We start from the raw sequence: 21,135 nt of genomic DNA, 5'->3' as shown, positions 1-21,135 counted from the left end.
AGACCTTGTTAAGCGTTCTTGATAAAGAGTGAACCTCATCACCTGAGGTTCCACTCGACGCGATACCCCGTCAGCCTTGGGATTGTTCCGGCTTGCTGACTAAGCTTTCCAGAGACGGCAAAGCACCGCTATAGTGATCAAGCGTGATGGATACCGCCACCGTGCCTCCGCTATCGCCCGTGAAATCGCCTTCCGTACTGACTTCAATCGTCGGCGAACCATTACCCTCCGTAATACGGATATAGCGGCTGATATCGGTTCCCTCTTCCAGCTCGCCGACAAGCTCGCTTAAGTCGATCCTGTCGCCTTCGCCGGCATTGAAGTCTTTGATAACGTCATGCCCGACATCCCCGGACTGCCACTTAAAGATGTCAGCTCCGGCACCACCGGTCAACACGTCATTGCCCGCGCCGCCAATCAGAATGTCGTCGCCGGTCCCGCCGAGCAGGGTGTCGTTACCGTCGCCGCCATACAGGATATCATCGCCCGCGCCGCCGATCAGCGTATCATCGCCGCCCTGACCATACAGAATATCGTCGCCTGCTCCACCGTTAAGAATATCGTTGCCGTCACCTGTCGAGGACAGGTTAAATTCATCGCTGTGGGCGACGATATAGTCGTGCATAGACTTGGCGGTTACCGATGAGGTATCGCCGTCCGTCGTTCTGTCGGCGATATATTGCTGCAATGCATTATATCCGTTGCCGTCAATATGATTAAACTTGACCACGTCGCCGAACAGAACGTCGTGCCCGATCCCGCCGGAAACCGAGTCATCCCCCGCCGGCAACTGGGTATTGCCCCCCAGAATCGCCTCACTGAGAGCGGAGGGATCGATATCGGACTGCACCTGGCCGTCGCTGTCGAAATGCTCGAGGTCGGCGGCGCTCAGACTCTTACCCAGACCAATCGCCTCAACGACGGACAACGCGCCAAGGATGGCGAACGTGGAGATGGCGTTGCTCAAGGTGGCGGGGTTGGTTCCATTCCCCCATCCCGCGCGGGAGGAGACTTCAAAGGTGCCGTCGCCCTGCGCGCGCAACTGCCCGACGCTGTTGCCCCAAAAGGAGTATGGGGAGTAACTGTATACCTGCCCCTGGCTATCCACCACCACGAACTCCCGGCCGTTGATGGTTACCCGTACCTCTTCGCCCGCCTGATAATTATCCACATCCAGAATATCGTCCAGCCGCAGCGTGGCATTTCCCCACCAGTCGGTGGCGATGACCGGGTTAGTGTTCTCACTGTCTTGATAATACGTCGGCTGGCCGTCGGTAATAAAATAGGTAAGATTAGTACCGGAATTGCCCGTGACCTGATCGCTTAGGAACCAGTTGGCCGTCGCTTTAAACACATCCTCATAGTTGGTGCCGCCGCCGGCACTCATGCCGTCAAGCGTAGCGATCAATTTCGCCAGCGCATCGCTGTCCGCCAGATTGACGGACACCGTCTGCTGCACCTGGCTGTCGAAGTCCGCCAGGAACACATTCACCGTTCCCGCATTGCCGCCGCCCGCGCTCTCGATCAGGCTATTAAATACTTCTGTCAACTGGGCTTTCGTATTGGCCATATCCGTGTCAGACATACTGCCGGACGAGTCGACGATAAAGGCGATGTTATAGTTCTCCCCCTCCACCACCTGTAAACCGACGACGTCGGAAACGACGATATCATTGCTAAGCGTCCCGGTAATATCATCATCACCGGTAGAACCGACGACCACCCCATACTGCTCGACCTCTTCCGATGAGTAGCCCACCACCGAGTCATGATTCAGCGACTCGGTCGATGTCGCTTCGGCAATAACATCGAACTTACCTGCCGACACCGGAACCCGAATGCTGATATCCGCAGTGAACGACTGCGCGTTGCCGGTATTGGGGATCAGATAGGTTCCCTCGTCGCCCACGGTATAAAGCACCGTATCGCCGGAAACGATTTGCGTGCCGGCCGGCAGACCGGACAGCGTAATGCCGGAGAGCGTTTCGCTGCCGTCGGTATCCGTCAATGCGGCGGAAACGGTGATGGAATGCGCCTGATAGCCGCTTTGCGCCGGGATCACTTCAACCGTGGTGGTGCCGTCATTATCCGCCACATAGGTCGAGCCATCGCCGTAGATCACGCCTTCCAACTGGTTGCCGCTGCTGATTAGCTGACCGTTGCCGTAAACGTTCACCCCGTCGAACGTATTCACATTGCTGGCGGCATTGTTGTTGGTCGAGTTGCTGACGCTGTATTTGGACGTATCGCCGTCCTGAAGGAAGATATAGTCCGGCGACGTGCCCCTGGCTTCCGAACCGCCATTGCCGCTGACTTGATTCAGGCCGCGCTTGGTGCCGTCCTGGATATAGCCGGAACCGTCATGCACCACATAGACATCGGTATAGCTTCCGCTGCCGCTGATATTCCCCTGGTTGTAATAGGCAATGACGCCGTTACCAACCACCTCGGGAACCGGATCTCCCTGCGTCAGCCAGACGCGCACGCCATCGCCGATAGCGACGATCTTGCCGTCCTGGATATCGAATCCACCGTTCTCGCTGCCGCCATTGACTTTGATGGTTCCCGGCACCAGCGTGGTTTCGCCGCTGGTGATGGTCAGGCTGACCTCCGGCGCATCCGCCACCGGCGTGATATTGATACTTAATGAAGCGCTATAGCCAACGTTTCCAGCGCTATCGACCGGCTGATACTCAAATCCGCTGAAAGGGGCGCCGGCGGCATTAGCCACCGCTTCAAATCTCAAATCGCCATTTTCCGCCGTAAATACCTGCCCGACGCTCACCGCTTTCCAGCTACCGCCATCGTTAAAATACAAGATCCCCTCGCTGGCCGGCGGCAGAGCCGATATAACGATACTGGCGGTGTCGGCGGAGGCGCCAAGGTCGCTCCAGCCAATATGCAGCGGCGTATCTTCCGAACCTGTCACGGAATTGTCGTTAGCAACCGGTGGCGTGGTATCCGCTACCGTAGCCGGAGCGCCCAGTCGCAGATCTTCAAAGGTTTTGCCCGTCACGCCGGCGTCAACCAGGCCCAGCGTGACGCTGCCCGCATCACCGCTCTGCGCCGACACGGTATAGGCCACGCTCTGCTCGCCGGCCCGGATGGTTACCGTGTCGCCATTACTTAGGGTGACGAGCAGATCGTCGACCAGTACCCGATCCACCTTGACGGTAAATACCGCCTCCTGCACTTCGGTCATATCGCCGTTGCCGGCGATCGTCACATTGACGGTATCGATCGTATCGGTGATATTTACTGTCGCATCGCCGCCCAGTTGCAGATCTTCAAACACCTTGCCGGCCACTTCCGCCTTGTCGAGTCCCAGCGTTACGCTGCCCGCATCGGCGTACACATCGTCGCCCTGCGCCGGCACGCTATAAGCCACACTCTGCTCACCCGCCTGGATAGTCACCGTGTCGCCATTGCTTAGGGTGACCACCAGATCGTCGGATAGCACCCGGTCTGCCTTGATAGTAAAGACCGCGTCCTGGGCTTCAGTCACGTCACCATTGGACTCGATGGTGACATTGACCGTATCCACCGTATCGGTCACCGCCACCGTTGCCGTGTCGCTGGTATCCAACTGTTCAAAGTTATGTTCGCCCGCGTTCGTTACGCTTAGGGTGTAGCTTTCACCATCTTGATAAACATCATCGCCCTGCACCGCAAAAGCCGAAGAGGTGCCGGTTGTTGCCCCGGCGGCAAAGGTGATGGTGGCGCCATTACTTAACGTCACGGTAAAGGCACGATCGGTGGGATTACTTAGCGTAGCGCTGACGGTGGCGCTGTCGCTGCCCTCCGCCACCGTGATATCACCCAGCGTCAATGTGGTGGTATCGACCGTGTCGGTCACCGTCACTGTCGCGGTATCGCTGGTGTCCAACTGTTCAAAGTTGTGCTCACCCGCATTCGTTACGCTTAGCGTATAGCTTTCACCGTCCCGGTAAACATCATCCCCTTGTACTGCAAACTCGTTCGAAGTACCGGTCGTTGACCCGGCGGCAAAGGTAATGGTCGCGCCATTGCTTAGCGTTACCGTAAAGGCACGATCGGTGGGATTACTCAGCGTTGCGCTGACGGTGGCGCTGTCGCTGCCCTCCGCCACGCTCACATCGCCCAGCGTCAATGTGGTGGTATCGACCGTGTCGGTCACCGTCACTGTCGCGGTATCGCTGGTATCCAGTTGCTCAAAGTTATGCTCACCCGCATCCGTTACGCTTAGCGTGTAGCTTTCACCGTCCCGGTAAACATCATCCCCTTGTACTGCAAACTCGCTCGAAGTCCCGATCGTTTCTCCAGCCGCAAAGGTAATGGTCGCGCCATTGCTTAGCGTTACCGTAAAGGCACGATCGGTGGGATTACTTAGCGTGGCGCTGACGGTGGCGCTATCACTGCCTTCCGCCACCGTGATATCGCCCAGCGTCAATGTGGTGGTATCGACCGTGTCGGTCACCGTGACTGTCGCTGTATCACTGGTATCCAGTTGCTCGAAGTTATGCTCACCGGCATTCACTACGCTTATCGTGTAGCTTTCACCGTCCTGATAAACATCCTCGCCCTGCACCGCAAAGGCGCTCGAGGTGCCGGTCGTTGCCCCGGCGGCAAAGGTAATGGTTGCCCCGTTACTTAACGTTACCGTAAAGGCACGGTCAGTGGCATGGCTTAGCGTGGCGCTGACGGTGGCGCTGTCGCTGCCTTCCGCCACCGTGATATCGCCCAGCGTCAGCGTAGTGGTATCTACCGTATCGGTAATGTTTACCGTAGCTTCATTACTGGTCAGTTGTTCAAAGTTATGCTCACCCGCATTCGCTACGTTTAGCGTATAGCTTTCACCGTCCTGATAAACATCATCGCCCTGCACTGCAAACGCCGATGAAGTACCGGTTGTCGCCCCTGCGGCAAAGGTAATGGTCGCGCCATTGCTTAACGTCACCGTAAAGGCACGGTCGGTCGGGTTACTTAGCGTTGCGCTGACGGTGGCACTATCGCTACCTTCCGCCACCGTGATATCACCCAGCGTTAGCGTAGTAACATCCACCGTGTCGGTCACCGTTACCGTGGCGGTATCGCTGGTATCCAGTTGCTCAAAGTTATGCTCACCGGCGTTCGTTACGCTTAGCGTGTAGCTTTCTCCATCTTGATAAACATCCTCGCCCTGCACTGCAAACGCCGATGAAGTACCGGTTGTCGCCCCTGCGGCAAAGGTAATGGTCGCGCCATTGCTTAACGTCACCGTAAAGGCACGGTCGGTCGGGTTACTTAGCGTGGCGCTGACGGTGGCACTATCGCTGCCTTCCGCCACCGTGATATCACCCAGCGTTAGCGTAGTAACATCCACCGTGTCGGTCACCGTTACCGTGGCGGTATCGCTGGTATCCAGTTGCTCAAAGTTATGCTCACCGGCGTTCGTTACGCTTAGCGTGTAGCTTTCTCCATCTTGATAAACATCCTCGCCCTGCACCGCAAAGGCTGATGAGGTAGCGGTTGTCGATCCGGCTGCAAAAGTGATGGTCGCCCCGTTACTTAACGTTACCGTAAAGGCACGATCGGTCGGGTTACTCAGTGTGGCGCTGACGGTGGCGCTATCGCTGCCTTCCGCCACGCTCACATCACCCAGCGTCAGCGTGGTGGTGTCGACCGTATCGGTCACCGTCACTGTCGCGGTATCACTGGTATCCAGTTGCTCGAAGTTATGCTCACCCGCGTTCGTTACGCTTAGCGTGTAGCTTTCACCGTCCCGGTAAACATCATCCCCTTGTACTGCAAACGCCGATGAAGTACCGGTTGTCGCCCCTGCGGCAAAGGTAATGGTCGCGCCATTGCTTAACGTCACGGTAAAGGCACGATCGGTGGGATTACTCAGCGTTGCGCTGACGGTGGCGCTGTCGCTGCCCTCCGCCACCGTGATATCGCCCAGCGTCAATGTGGTGGTGTCGACCGTATCGGTCACCGTTACCGTGGCGGTATCGCTGGTATCCAGTTGCTCAAAGTTATGCTCACCGGCATTCGCTACGCTTAGCGTATAGCTTTCACCGTCCTGATAAACATCATCGCCCTGCACCGCAAACTCGCTCGAAGTCCCGATCGTTTCTCCAGCCGCAAAGGTAATGGTCGCCCCATTGCTTAACGTCACGGTAAAGGCACGGTCGGTGGGATTACTTAGCGTGGCGCTGACGGTGGCGCTGTCGCTGCCTTCCGCCACCGTGATATCGCCCAGCGTCAGCGTGGTGGTATCTACGGTATCGGTAATGTTTACCGTAGCTTCATTACTGGTCAGTTGTTCAAAGTTATGCTCACCGGCATTCACTACGCTTATCGTGTAGCTTTCACCGTCCTGATAAACATCATCGCCCTGCACCGCAAAGGCTGATGAGGTAGCGGTTGTCGATCCGGCTGCAAAAGTGATGGTCGCCCCGTTACTTAACGTTACCGTAAAGGCACGATCGGTCGGGTTACTCAGTGTGGCGCTGACGGTGGCGCTGTCGCTGCCCTCCGCCACGCTCACATCACCCAACGTCAGCGTAGTGGTATCCACCGTGTCGGTCACCGTCACTGTCGCGGTATCGCTGGTGTCCAACTGTTCAAAGTTGTGCTCACCGGAATCCGTTACGCTTAGCGTGTAGCTTTCACCGTCCTGATAAACATCATCGCCCTGCACTGCAAACGCCGATGAAATTCCGGTCGTTGACCCGGCGGCAAAAGTGATGGTCGCACCATTGCTTAGCGTTACCGTAAAGGCACGATCGGTGGAATTACTCAGCGTTGCGCTGACGGTGGCGCTGTCGCTACCTTCCGCCACCGCGATATCACCCAGCGTCAGCGTGGTGGTGTCGACCGTATCGGTCACCGTCACTGTCGCGGTATCGCTGGTATCCAACTGTTCAAAGTTGTGCTCACCGGCATCCGTCACGCTTAGCGTGTAGCTTTCACCGTCCCGGTAAACATCATCCCCTTGTACTGCAAACTCGCTTGAAGTACCGGTTGTCGCCCCTGCGGCAAAGGTAATGGTCGCTCCATTGCTTAACGTCACGGTAAAGGCACGATCGGTGGGATTACTCAGCGTTGCGCTGACGGTGGCGCTGTCGCTGCCCTCCGCCACCGTGATATCGCCCAGCGTCAATGTGGTGGTATCTACGGTATCGGTAATGTTTACCGTAGCTTCATTACTGGTCAGTTGTTCAAAGTTATGCTCACCGGCATTCACTACGCTTATCGTGTAGCTTTCAGCGTCCCGGTAGACATCATCCCCTTGAACTACAAACTCGCTCGAAGTCCCGGTCGTTGACCCGGCGGCAAAGGTAATGGTCGCCCCGTTACTTAGCGTCACGGTAAAGGCACGATCGGTGGGATTACTCAGTGTGGCGCTAACGGTGGCGCTATCGCTGCCTTCCGCCACCGTGATATCGCCCAGCGTCAGCGTGGTGGTATCTACCGTGTCGGTAATATTTACCGTAGCGTCACCGCCTAGTTGCAGATCTTCAAACACCTTGCCGGCCACGCTGGCATCGGTAAGGCCCAGCGTGACGTTGCCCGCATCGGCGTACACATCTTCGCCCTGCGCCGCCACACTATAAGCCACACTCTGCTCACCCGCCTGGATAGTCACCGTGTCGCCATTGCTTAGGGTCACCACCAGATCGTCGGACAGTACCCGGTCTGCCTTGATAGTAAAGACCGCATCCTGGGCTTCGGTGACGTCGCCATTGGACTCGATGGTGACATTGACCGTATCCACCGTGTCGGTCACCGTCACTGTCGCGGTATCGCTGGTGTCCAACTGTTCAAAGTTGTGCTCACCGGCATCCGTCACGCTTAGCGTATAGCTTTCTCCGTCTTGATAAACATCGTCACCCTGGACCGCAAAAGCCGAAGAGGTGCCGGTTGTTGACCCGGCGGCAAAGGTAATGGTCGCCCCGTTACTTAACGTCACCGTAAAGGCACGGTCGGTCGGGTTACTTAGCGTTGCGCTAACGGTGGCACTATCGCTACCTTCCGCCACCGCGATATCACCCAGCGTTAGCGTGGTGGTGTCGACCGTATCGGTCACCGTCACTGTCGCGGTATCACTGGTATCCAGTTGCTCAAAGTTATGCTCACCCGCATCCGTTACGCTTAGCGTGTAGCTTTCACCGTCCCGGTAAACATCATCCCCTTGTACTGCAAACTCGCTCGAAGTCCCGATCGTTTCTCCAGCCGCAAAGGTAATGGTCGCGCCATTGCTTAGCGTTACCGTAAAGGCACGATCGGTGGGATTACTTAGCGTGGCGCTGACGGTGGCGCTATCACTGCCTTCCGCCACCGTGATATCGCCCAGCGTCAATGTGGTGGTATCGACCGTGTCGGTCACCGTGACTGTCGCTGTATCACTGGTATCCAGTTGCTCGAAGTTATGCTCACCGGCATTCACTACGCTTATCGTGTAGCTTTCACCGTCCTGATAAACATCCTCGCCCTGCACCGCAAAGGCGCTCGAGGTGCCGGTCGTTGCCCCGGCGGCAAAGGTAATGGTTGCCCCGTTACTTAACGTTACCGTAAAGGCACGGTCAGTGGCATGGCTTAGCGTGGCGCTGACGGTGGCGCTGTCGCTGCCTTCCGCCACCGTGATATCGCCCAGCGTCAGCGTAGTGGTATCTACCGTATCGGTAATGTTTACCGTAGCTTCATTACTGGTCAGTTGTTCAAAGTTATGCTCACCCGCATTCGCTACGTTTAGCGTATAGCTTTCACCGTCCTGATAAACATCATCGCCCTGCACTGCAAACGCCGATGAAGTACCGGTTGTCGCCCCTGCGGCAAAGGTAATGGTCGCGCCATTGCTTAACGTCACCGTAAAGGCACGGTCGGTCGGGTTACTTAGCGTTGCGCTGACGGTGGCACTATCGCTACCTTCCGCCACCGTGATATCACCCAGCGTTAGCGTAGTAACATCCACCGTGTCGGTCACCGTCACTGTCGCGGTATCGCTGGTATCCAGTTGCTCAAAGTTATGCTCACCCGCGTTCGTTACGCTTAGCGTGTAGCTTTCACCGTCCTGATAAACATCATCGCCCTGCACTGCAAAGGCGCTCGAGGTGCCGGTTGTTGACCCGGCGGCAAAGGTAATAGTCGCACCATTGCTTAGCGTCACGGTAAAGGCACGATCGGTGGGATTACTTAGCGTGGCGCTGACGGTGGCGCTATCACTGCCTTCCGCCACCGTGATATCGCCCAGCGTCAGCGTAGTGGTATCTTCTGTGTCGGTCACCGTTACCGTGGCTGTATCACTGGTATCCAGTTGCTCGAAGTTATGCTCACCGGCGTTCGTTACGCTTAGCGTATAGCTTTCAGCGTCCCGGTAGACATCATCCCCTTGAACTACAAACTCGCTCGAAGTCCCGGTCGTTGCCCCGGCGGCAAAGGTAATGGTTGCCCCATTGCTTAACGTCACGGTAAAGGCACGGTCGGTGGGATTACTCAGCGTGGCGCTGACGGTGGCGCTGTCGCTGCCTTCCGCCACCGTGATATCGCCCAGCGTCAATGTGGTGGTATCTACCGTGTCAGTAATATTTACCGTAGCGTCACCGCCCAGTTGCAGATCTTCAAAGACCTTGCCGGCTACGCTGGCGTCGGTAAGGCCCAGCGTGACGCTGCCCGCATCGGCGTACACATCGTCGCCCTGCGCCGCCACGCTATAAGCCACACTCTGCTCACCCGCCTGGATAGTCACCGTGTCGCCATTGCTTAGGGTTACCACCAGATCGTCGGACAGTACCCGGTCTGCCTTGATGGTAAAGACCGCGTCCTGCGCTTCAGTCACGTCACCATTGGACTCGATGGTGACATTGACCGTATCCACCGAGTCGGTCACCGTTACCGTGGCCGTGTCGCGGGTATCCAGTTGCTCGAAATTATGTTCACCGGCATTCGCTACGCTTAGCGTATAGCTTTCTCCGTCCCGGTAGACATCATCCCCTTGTACTGCAAACTCGCTCGAAGTCCCGGTCGTTGACCCGGCGGCAAAGGTAATAGTCGCCCCATTGCTTAGCGTTACCGTAAAGGCACGGTCGGTAGGATTACTTAGCGTGGCGCTGACGGTGGCGCTATCACTGCCTTCCGCCACCGTGATATCGCCCAGCGTCAATGTGGTGGTATCGACCGTGTCGGTCACCGTGACTGTCGCTGTATCACTGGTATCCAGTTGCTCGAAGTTATGCTCACCGGCATTCACTACGCTTATCGTGTAGCTTTCACCGTCCTGATAAACATCCTCGCCCTGCACCGCAAAGGCGCTCGAGGTGCCGGTCGTTGCCCCGGCGGCAAAGGTAATGGTTGCCCCGTTACTTAACGTTACCGTAAAGGCACGGTCAGTGGCATGGCTTAGCGTGGCGCTGACGGTGGCGCTGTCGCTGCCTTCCGCCACCGTGATATCGCCCAGCGTCAGCGTAGTGGTATCTACCGTATCGGTAATGTTTACCGTAGCTTCATTACTGGTCAGTTGTTCAAAGTTATGCTCACCCGCATTCGCTACGTTTAGCGTATAGCTTTCACCGTCCTGATAAACATCATCGCCCTGCACTGCAAAGGCGCTCGAGGTGCCGGTTGTTGACCCGGCGGCAAAGGTAATGGTCGCGCCATTGCTTAACGTCACCGTAAAGGCACGGTCGGTCGGGTTACTTAGCGTTGCGCTGACGGTGGCACTATCGCTGCCTTCCGCCACCGTGATATCACCCAGCGTTAGCGTAGTAACATCCACCGTGTCGGTCACCGTTACCGTGGCGGTATCGCTGGTATCCAGTTGCTCAAAGTTATGCTCACCGGCGTTCGTTACGCTTAGCGTGTAGCTTTCTCCATCTTGATAAACATCCTCGCCCTGCACTGCAAACGCCGATGAAGTACCGGTTGTCGCCCCTGCGGCAAAGGTAATGGTCGCGCCATTGCTTAACGTCACCGTAAAGGCACGGTCGGTCGGGTTACTTAGCGTGGCGCTGACGGTGGCACTATCGCTGCCTTCCGCCACCGTGATATCACCCAGCGTTAGCGTAGTAACATCCACCGTGTCGGTCACCGTTACCGTGGCGGTATCGCTGGTATCCAGTTGCTCAAAGTTATGCTCACCGGCGTTCGTTACGCTTAGCGTGTAGCTTTCTCCATCTTGATAAACATCCTCGCCCTGCACCGCAAAGGCTGATGAGGTAGCGGTTGTCGATCCGGCTGCAAAAGTGATGGTCGCCCCGTTACTTAACGTTACCGTAAAGGCACGATCGGTCGGGTTACTCAGTGTGGCGCTGACGGTGGCGCTATCGCTGCCTTCCGCCACGCTCACATCACCCAACGTCAGCGTAGTGGTATCCACCGTGTCGGTCACCGTCACTGTCGCGGTATCGCTGGTGTCCAACTGTTCAAAGTTATGCTCGCCCGCGTCGGTTACGCTTAACGTGTAGCTTTCTCCGTCCCGGTAAACATCATCCCCCTGGACTGCAAACGCCGATGAAGTACCGGTTGTCGCCCCTGCGGCAAAGGTAATGGTCGCGCCATTGCTTAACGTCACCGTAAAGGCACGGTCGGTCGGGTTACTTAGCGTTGCGCTGACGGTGGCACTATCGCTACCTTCCGCCACCGTGATATCACCCAGCGTTAGCGTAGTGGTATCTACCGTGTCGGTAATGTTTACCGTAGCTTCATTACTGGTCAGTTGTTCAAAGTTATGCTCACCCGCATTCGCTACGTTTAGCGTATAGCTTTCACCGTCCTGATAAACATCATCGCCCTGCACTGCAAACGCCGATGAAGTACCGGTTGTCGCCCCTGCGGCAAAGGTAATGGTCGCGCCATTGCTTAACGTCACCGTAAAGGCACGGTCGGTCGGGTTACTTAGCGTTGCGCTGACGGTGGCGCTTTCGCTGCCTTCCGCCACCGTGATATCGCCCAGCGTCAGCGTGGTGGTATCTACCGTATCGGTAATATTTACCGTAGCGTCACCGCCTAGTTGCAGATCTTCAAAGACCTTGCCGGCCACGCTGGCATCGGTAAGGCCCAGCGTGACGCTGCCCGCATCGGCGTACACATCGTCGCCCTGCGCCGCCACGCTATAAGCCACACTCCGCTCGCCCGCCTGGATAGTCACCGTGTCGCCATTGCTTAGGGTGACCACCAGATCGTCGGGTAGCACCCGGTCTACCTTGACGGTAAAGACCGCGTCTTGCGCTTCCGTGACATCGCCGTTGCTATCGATCGTCACGTTGACGGTATCCACCGTATCGCTAACGATCACCGTTGCCGTGTCGCTGGTGTCCAACTGTTCAAAGTTATGCTCACCCGCATCCGTTACGCTTAGCGTATAGCTTTCACCGTCCCGGTAAACATCATCCCCTTGTACTGCAAACTCACTCGAAGTCCCGATCGTTTCTCCAGCCGCAAAGGTAATGGTCGCGCCATTGCTTAGCGTTACCGTAAAGGCACGATCGGTGGGATTACTTAGCGTGGCGCTGACGGTGGCGCTATCACTGCCCTCCGCCACGCTCACATCGCCCAGCGTCAATGTGGTGGTATCGACCGTGTCGGTCACCGTGACTGTCGCTGTATCACTGGTATCCAGTTGCTCGAAGTTATGCTCACCGGCATTCACTACGCTTATCGTGTAGCTTTCACCGTCCTGATAAACATCCTCGCCCTGCACCGCAAAGGCGCTCGAGGTGCCGGTCGTTGCCCCGGCGGCAAAGGTAATGGTGGCGCCATTACTTAACGTTACCGTAAAGGCACGATCGGTCGGGTTACTCAGTGTGGCGCTGACGGTGGCGCTGTCGCTGCCTTCCGCCACGCTCACATCACCCAACGTCAGCGTAGTGGTATCCACCGTGTCGGTCACCGTCACTGTCGCGGTATCGCTGGTGTCCAACTGTTCAAAGTTGTGCTCGCCCGCGTCGGTTACGCTTAACGTGTAGCTTTCTCCGTCCCGGTAAACATCATCCCCCTGCACTGCAAACGCCGATGAAGTACCGGTTGTCGCCCCTGCGGCAAAAGTGATGGTCGCACCATTGCTTAACGTCACGGTAAAGGCACGATCGGTGGGATTACTCAGCGTTGCACTGACGGTGGCGCTGTCGCTGCCCTCCGCCACGCTCACATCACCCAACGTCAGCGTAGTGGTATCCACCGTGTCGGTCACCGTCACTGTCGCGGTATCGCTGGTGTCCAACTGTTCAAAGTTGTGCTCGCCCGCGTCGGTTACGCTTAACGTGTAGCTTTCTCCGTCCCGGTAAACATCATCCCCCTGCACTGCAAACGCCGATGAAGTACCGGTTGTCGCCCCTGCGGCAAAGGTAATGGTCGCCCCGTTGCTTAACGTCACCGTAAAGGCACGATCGTTGGGATTACTTAGCGTAGCGCTGACTGTGGCGCTGTCGCTGCCCTCCGCCACCGTGATATCGCCCAGCGTCAATGTGGTGGTGTCGACCGTATCGGTCACCGTTACCGTGGCGGTATCGCTGGTATCCAGTTGCTCAAAGTTATGCTCACCGGCATTCGCTACGCTTAGCGTATAGCTTTCACCGTCCTGATAAACATCATCGCCCTGCACTGCAAAGGCGCTCGAGGTGCCGGTTGTTGACCCGGCGGCAAAGGTAATGGTCGCCCCATTGCTTAACGTCACGGTAAAGGCACGGTCGGTGGGATTACTTAGCGTGGCGCTGACGGTGGCGCTGTCGCTGCCTTCCGCCACCGTGATATCGCCCAGCGTCAATGTGGTGGTATCTACGGTATCGGTAATGTTTACCGTAGCTTCATTACTGGTCAGTTGTTCAAAGTTATGCTCACCGGCATTCACTACGCTTATCGTGTAGCTTTCAGCGTCCCGGTAGACATCATCCCCTTGTACTACAAACTCGCTCGAAGTCCCGATCGTTTCTCCAGCCGCAAAGGTAATGGTCGCCCCATTGCTTAGCGTTACCGTAAAGGCACGATCGGTGGGATTACTCAGCGTTGCACTGACGGTGGCGCTGTCGCTGCCCTCCGCCACCGTGATATCGCCCAGCGTCAGCGTAGTGGTGTCGACCGTATCGGTCACCGTCACTGTCGCGGTATCGCTGGTATCCAACTGTTCAAAGTTATGCTCACCCGCATCCGTTACGCTTAGCGTATAGCTTTCACCGTCCCGGTAAACATCATCCCCTTGTACTGCAAACTCACTCGAAGTCCCGATCGTTTCTCCAGCCGCAAAGGTAATGGTCGCGCCATTGCTTAACGTCACGGTAAAGGCACGATCGGTGGGATTACTCAGCGTTGCACTGACGGTGGCGCTGTCGCTGCCCTCCGCCACCGTGATATCGCCCAGCGTCAGCGTAGTGGTGTCGACCGTATCGGTCACCGTCACTGTCGCGGTATCGCTGGTATCCAACTGTTCAAAGTTATGCTCACCCGCATCCGTTACGCTTAGCGTATAGCTTTCAGCGTCCCGGTAGACATCATCCCCTTGTACTACAAACTCGCTCGAAGTCCCGGTCGTTGACCCGGCGGCAAAGGTAATGGTCGCCCCGTTACTTAGCGTCACGGTAAAGGCACGATCGGTGGGATTACTCAGTGTGGCGCTAACGGTGGCGCTATCGCTGCCTTCCGCCACCGTGATATCGCCCAGCGTCAGCGTGGTGGTATCTACCGTGTCGGTAATATTTACCGTAGCGTCACCGCCTAGTTGCAGATCTTCAAACACCTTGCCGGCCACGCTGGCATCGGTAAGGCCCAGCGTGACGTTGCCCGCATCGGCGTACACATCTTCGCCCTGCGCCGCCACACTATAAGCCACACTCTGCTCACCCGCCTGGATAGTCACCGTGTCGCCATTGCTTAGCGTCACCACCAGATCGTCGGACAGTACCCGGTCTGCCTTGATAGTAAAGACCGCATCCTGGGCTTCGGTGACGTCGCCATTGGACTCGATGGTGACATTGACCGTATCCACCGTGTCGGTCACCGTCACTGTCGCGGTATCGCTGGTGTCCAACTGTTCAAAGTTGTGCTCACCGGCATCCGTCACGCTTAGCGTGTAGCTTTCACCGTCCCGGTAGACATCATCCCCTTGTACTACAAACTCGCTCGAAGTGCCGATCGTTTCTCCAGCCGCAAAGGTAATGGTTGCCCCGTTACTTAGCGTCACGGTAAAGGCACGATCGGTGGGATTACTCAGCGTTGCGCTGACGGTGGCGCTGTCGCTGCCCTCCGCCACCGTGATATCGCCCAGCGTCAATGTGGTGGTATCTACGGTATCGGTAATGTTTACCGTAGCTTCATTACTGGTCAGTTGTTCAAAGTTATGCTCACCGGCATTCACTACGCTTATCGTGTAGCTTTCAGCGTCCCGGTAGACATCATCCCCTTGAACTACAAACTCGCTCGAAGTCCCGGTCGTTGACCCGGCGGCAAAGGTAATGGTCGCCCCGTTACTTAACGTTACCGTAAAGGCACGATCGGTCGGGTTACTCAGTGTGGCGCTCACGGTGGCGCTGTCGCTGCCCTCCGCCACGCTCACATCACCCAGCGTCAACGTGGTGGTATCTACCGTGTCGGTAATCGTGACTGTCGCGGTATCACTGGTATCCAGTTGCTCGAAGTTATGCTCACCCGCATTCGTTACGCTTAGCGTATAGCTTTCACCGTCCCGGTAGACATCATCCCCTTGTACTACAAACTCGCTCGAAGTGCCGATCGTTTCTCCAGCCGCAAAGGTAATGGTTGCCCCGTTACTTAGCGTCACGGTAAAGGCACGATCGGTGGCATGGCTTAGCGTGGCGCCAACGGTGGCGCTGTCGCTACCTTCCGCCACCGTGATATCACCCAGCGTTAGCGTGGTGGTATCGACCGTATCGGTCACCGTCACTGTCGCGGTATCGCTGGTATCCAGTTGCTCAAAGTTATGCTCACCCGCATCCGTTACGCTTAGCGTATAGCTTTCACCGTCCCGGTAAACATCATCCCCTTGTACTGCAAACTCGCTCGAAGTACCGGTCGTTGACCCGGCGGCAAAGGTAATGGTCGCGCCATTGCTTAGCGTTACCGTAAAGGCACGATCGGTCGGGTTACTCAGCGTAGCGCTGACGGTGGCGCTATCGCTGCCCTCCGCCACGCTCACATCACCCAGCGTCAACGTGGTGGTATCGACCGTGTCGGTCACCGTCACTGTCGCGGTATCGCTGGTATCCAACTGTTCGAAGTTATGCTCACCCGCATTCGTTACGCTTAGCGTATAGCTTTCAGCGTCCCGGTAGACATCATCCCCTTGTACTACAAACTCGCTCGAAGTCCCGGTCGTTGACCCGGCGGCAAAGGTAATGGTCGCCCCGTTACTTAGCGTCACGGTAAAGGCACGGTCGGTCGGGTTACTCAGTGTGGCGCTAACGGTGGCGCTATCGCTGCCTTCCGCCACCGTGATATCGCCCAGCGTCAGCGTGGTGGTATCTACCGTGTCGGTAATATTTACCGTAGCGTCACCGCCTAGTTGCAGATCTTCAAAGACCTTGCCGGCCACGCTGGCATAGGCAAGGCCCAGCGTGACGTTGCCCGCATCGGCGTACACATCTTCGCCCTGCGCCGCCACGCTATAAGCCACACTCTGCTCACCCGCCTGGATAGTCACCGTGTCGCCATTGCTTAGGGTCACCACCAGATCGTCGGACAGTACCCGGTCTGCCTTGATAGTAAAGACCGCATCCTGGGCTTCGGTGACGTCGCCATTGGACTCGATGGTGACATTGACCGTATCCACAGTGTCGGTCACCGTCACTGTCGCGGTATCGCTGGTGTCCAACTGTTCAAAGTTGTGCTCACCCGCATCCGTCACGCTTAGCGTGTAGCTTTCACCGTCCTGATAAACATCATCGCCCTGCACCGCAAAGGCGCTCGAGGTGCCGGTCGTTGACCCGGCGGCAAAGGTAATGGTCGCCCCATTGCTTAACGTCACGGTAAAGGCACGATCGGTGGGATTACTCAGCGTGGCACTGACGGTGGCGCTATCGCTGCCTTCCGCCACCGTGATATCGCCCAGCGTCAATGTGGTGGTGTCGACCGTATCGGTCACCGTCACCGTTGCCGTGTCGCTGGTATCCAGTTGCTCGAAGTTATGCTCACCCGCGTCGGTTACGCTTAACGTGTAGCTTTCTCCGTCCCGGTAAACATCATCCCCTTGCACCGCAAAGGCGCTCGAAGTCCCGATCGTTTCTCCAGCCGAAAAGGTAATGGTCGCCCCATTGCTTAACGTCACGGTAAAGGCACGATCGGTGGGATTACTTAGCGTTGCACTGACGGTGGCGCTTTCGCTGCCCTCCGCCACGCTCACATCACCCAACGTCAGCGTAGTGGTATCCACCGTGTCGGTCACCGTCACTGTCGCGGTATCGCTGGTATCCAGTTGCTCAAAGTTATGCTCACCCGCATCCGTTACGCTTAGCGTATAGCTTTCACCGTCCCGGTAAACATCATCCCCTTGTACTGCAAACTCACTCGAAGTGCCGGTCGTTGACCCGGCGGCAAAGGTAATAATCGCGCCATTGCTTAACGTCACGGTAAAGGCACGATCGGTGGGATTACTCAGCGTAGCGCTGACGGTGGCGCTGTCGCTGCCTTCCGCCACGCTCACATCACCCAGCGTCAGCGTGGTGGTGTCGACCGTATCGGTCACCGTCACTGTCGCGGTATCGCTGGTGTCCAACTGTTCAAAGTTGTGCTCACCGGCATCCGTCACGCTTAGCGTGTAGCTTTCACCGTCCTGATAAACATCATCGCCCTGCACCGCAAAGGCGCTCGAGGTGCCGGTCGTTGCCCCGGCGGCAAAGGTAATGGTTGCCCCGTTACTTAACGTCACGGTAAAGGCACGGTCGGTGGGATTACTCAGCGTTGCACTGACGGTGGCGCTATCGCTGCCCTCCGCCACGCTCACATCACCCAACGTCAGCGTAGTGGTATCCACCGTATCGGTCACCGTTACCGTGGCGGTATCACTGGTATCCAGTTGCTCGAAGTTATGCTCACCCGCGTTCGTTACGCTTAGCGTGTAGCTTTCACCGTCCTGATAAACATCATCGCCCTGCACCGTAAACTCGCTCGAAGTCCCGATCGTTTCTCCAGCCGCAAAGGTAATGGTCGCCCCATTGCTTAACGTCACGGTAAAGGCACGGTCGGTGGGATTACTTAGCGTGGCGCTGACGGTGGCGCTGTCGCTGCCTTCCGCCACCGTGATATCACCCAGCGTTAGCGTGGTGGTATCGACCGTATCGGTCACCGTCACTGTCGCGGTATCGCTGGTATCCAGTTGCTCAAAGTTATGCTCACCCGCATCCGTTACGCTTAGCGTATAGCTTTCACCGTCCCGGTAAACATCATCCCCTTGTACTGCAAACTCGCTCGAAGTACCGGTCGTTGACCCGGCGGCAAAGGTAATGGTCGCGCCATTGCTTAGCGTTACCGTAAAGGCACGATCGGTCGGGTTACTCAGCGTAGCGCTGACGGTGGCGCTGTCGCTGCCTTCCGCCACCGTGATATCGCCCAGCGTCAATGTGGTGGTATCTACGGTATCGGTAATGTTTACCGTAGCTTCATTACTGGTCAGTTGTTCAAAGTTATGCTCACCGGCATTCACTACGCTTATCGTGTAGCTTTCAGCGTCCCGGTAGACATCATCCCCTTGTACTACAAACTCGCTCGAAGTCCCGATCGTTTCTCCAGCCGCAAAGGTAATGGTCGCCCCATTGCTTAGCGTTACCGTAAAGGCACGATCGGTGGGATTACTCAGCGTTGCACTGACGGTGGCGCTGTCGCTGCCCTCCGCCACCGTGATATCGCCCAGCGTCAGCGTAGTGGTGTCGACCGTATCGGTCACCGTCACTGTCGCGGTATCGCTGGTATCCAACTGTTCAAAGTTATGCTCACCCGCATCCGTTACGCTTAGCGTATAGCTTTCACCGTCCCGGTAAACATCATCCCCTTGTACTGCAAACTCACTCGAAGTCCCGATCGTTTCTCCAGCCGCAAAGGTAATGGTCGCGCCATTGCTTAACGTCACGGTAAAGGCACGATCGGTGGGATTACTTAGCGTTGCACTGACGGTGGCGCTTTCGCTGCCCTCCGCCACGCTCACATCACCCAACGTCAGCGTAGTGGTATCCACCGTGTCGGTCACCGTCACTGTCGCGGTATCGCTGGTGTCCAACTGTTCAAAGTTGTGCTCGCCCGCGTCGGTTACGCTTAACGTGTAGCTTTCTCCGTCCCGGTAAACATCATCCCCCTGCACTGCAAACGCCGATGAAATTCCGGTTGTCGTCCCTGCGGCAAAAGTGATGGTCGCCCCGTTACTTAACGTTACCGTAAAGGCACGATCGGTCGGGTTACTCAGTGTGGCGCTCACGGTGGCGCTATCACTGCCTTCCGCCACCGTGATATCGCCCAGCGTCAGCGTGGTGGTGTCGACCGTATCGGTCACCGTCACCGTGGCTGTGTCACTGGTATCCAGTTGCTCGAAATTATGCTCACCCGCATCCGTTACGCTTATCGTGTAGCTTTCACCGTCCCGGTAGACATCATCCCCTTGTACTGCAAACTCACTCGAAGTGCCGATCGTTTCTCCAGCCGCAAAGGTAATGGTCGCCCCATTGCTTAGCGTTACCGTAAAGGCACGATCGGTGGGATTACTCAGCGTTGCACTGACGGTGGCGCTATCACTGCCTTCCGCCACCGTGATATCGCCCAGCGTCAGCGTGGTGGTATCTACCGTATCGGTAATGTTTACCGTGGCGTCACCGCCCAGTTGCAGATCTTCAAACACCTTGCCGGCCACGCTGGCATCGGTAAGGCCCAGCGTGACGCTGCCCGCATCGGCGTACACATCGTCGCCCTGCGCCGCCACGCTATAAGCCACACTCCGCTCACCCGACCGGATGGTGACCTGCTCGCCGTTGCTCAGCGTTACCACCAGATCGTCGGACAGCACCCGGTCTACCTTGATGGTAAAGACCGCGTCCTGTACTTCAGTAGTATCGCCGTTGCTTTCAATGGTTACGTTAACGGTGTCAACGACGTCGCCCACCGTGATGGTCGTGGTGCTGGAAGTATTCAGATTGTCGAAGTTGCCGCCCACCGTCGACCCGATACCGATAGTGATACTTTCGTCGCCCTGCATGTATTCATCGTTAGCGCGCGTATCGATTTGTACCGAGCCAGTTTGTTGCCCGACCGGAAGAGTGATGGTTGAACCGTCGGTCAGGGTGATAGTCAAAGGGGTTCCCGTCACCGGGCTGCCCACGGTGGCGCTGACTGTAAACGTTCCGCCTTCGGCCACGCGGGCATCAGAACTCAGGATAACAGAGGTCGGATCGCTGCTATCCCCCACCGTGGTTGTCAAGCTCGTTACGGATTCGTCAGCGCCTTCGCGCTCATCGACCGCATCAAACGCAACGCCCAGTCCCTCCGTCGGGAAACCAGAGTTAGCCTCTACTATCTGCGCGGTGAGGTCCAACACCACCGACGTATGACCGCCGCCGCCGTCGCCAGCCTCAACCGCATCGATATTGCCGGCAGCCGTGGGATCCAATACCTGGGTCGGGTCTTCCCCCTGGGCAATAGCGGATTGTAAGGTAGCGACTTCATCGTCCGCCGCGACCCTATTCTGAGAAGTCATTTCAGCGACATCGCTCCAGCGGCTGTCGCGGCCTAAATCCAGCGTACGGCCGTCAGGCAAGGCTATCGAAACCGCGCCGTTGGCGCCGGTAACCACTTCTTCGCCGCTGTAGATACGCTCTCCCGCAACCAATAACCGTTGGCTGCCATCCAAAGCGATGACAAAAACCTGACCAATAACGAATTTGATGATACCGATTACGCTATTCAAAATATTTTCCCCTTGATATTTATCATTATTTTTATGTTGCTGATAAATTTTGGCAATAGAATCAGGACGTTATCCTGACGGATGGAGCTTGCTGTGTATCGTCCTGATAAATTATTGAGGCGTCACCGTAAATCGGCTTTCTTATGCGTCAATCTCTTGACTCGATGACCAATATAATAAAAAATTCAGAATATTCTTTCCAGAACTTTACTCATCTTGAGTAATTAAGATATCTCAGGAAAATTTCATTTTCTTACACAAGAGCTAAATTACTGATATTAATATAT

Annotated in this window: 1 protein-coding gene; it reads right to left on the bottom strand. The window is 56.6% G+C overall.

Annotation, left to right across the window (positions count from 1 at the left end):
• Positions 1 to 70: 70 nt before the first annotated feature.
• A complete protein-coding gene (locus tag EH206_RS05750; protein ID WP_137739229.1) occupies positions 71 to 20,848 on the bottom strand; it encodes an immunoglobulin-like domain-containing protein in 20,778 nt (6,925 codons plus the stop codon).
• Positions 20,849 to 21,135 lie beyond the last annotated feature (287 nt).

The organism is Brenneria nigrifluens DSM 30175 = ATCC 13028, from assembly GCF_005484965.1.
In the GTDB taxonomy this organism is placed as follows: Bacteria; Pseudomonadota; Gammaproteobacteria; order Enterobacterales; family Enterobacteriaceae; genus Brenneria; species Brenneria nigrifluens.
The sequence above is the reverse complement of the archived record's forward strand: the minus strand, read 5'-3'. Positions and strand labels throughout refer to the sequence as shown.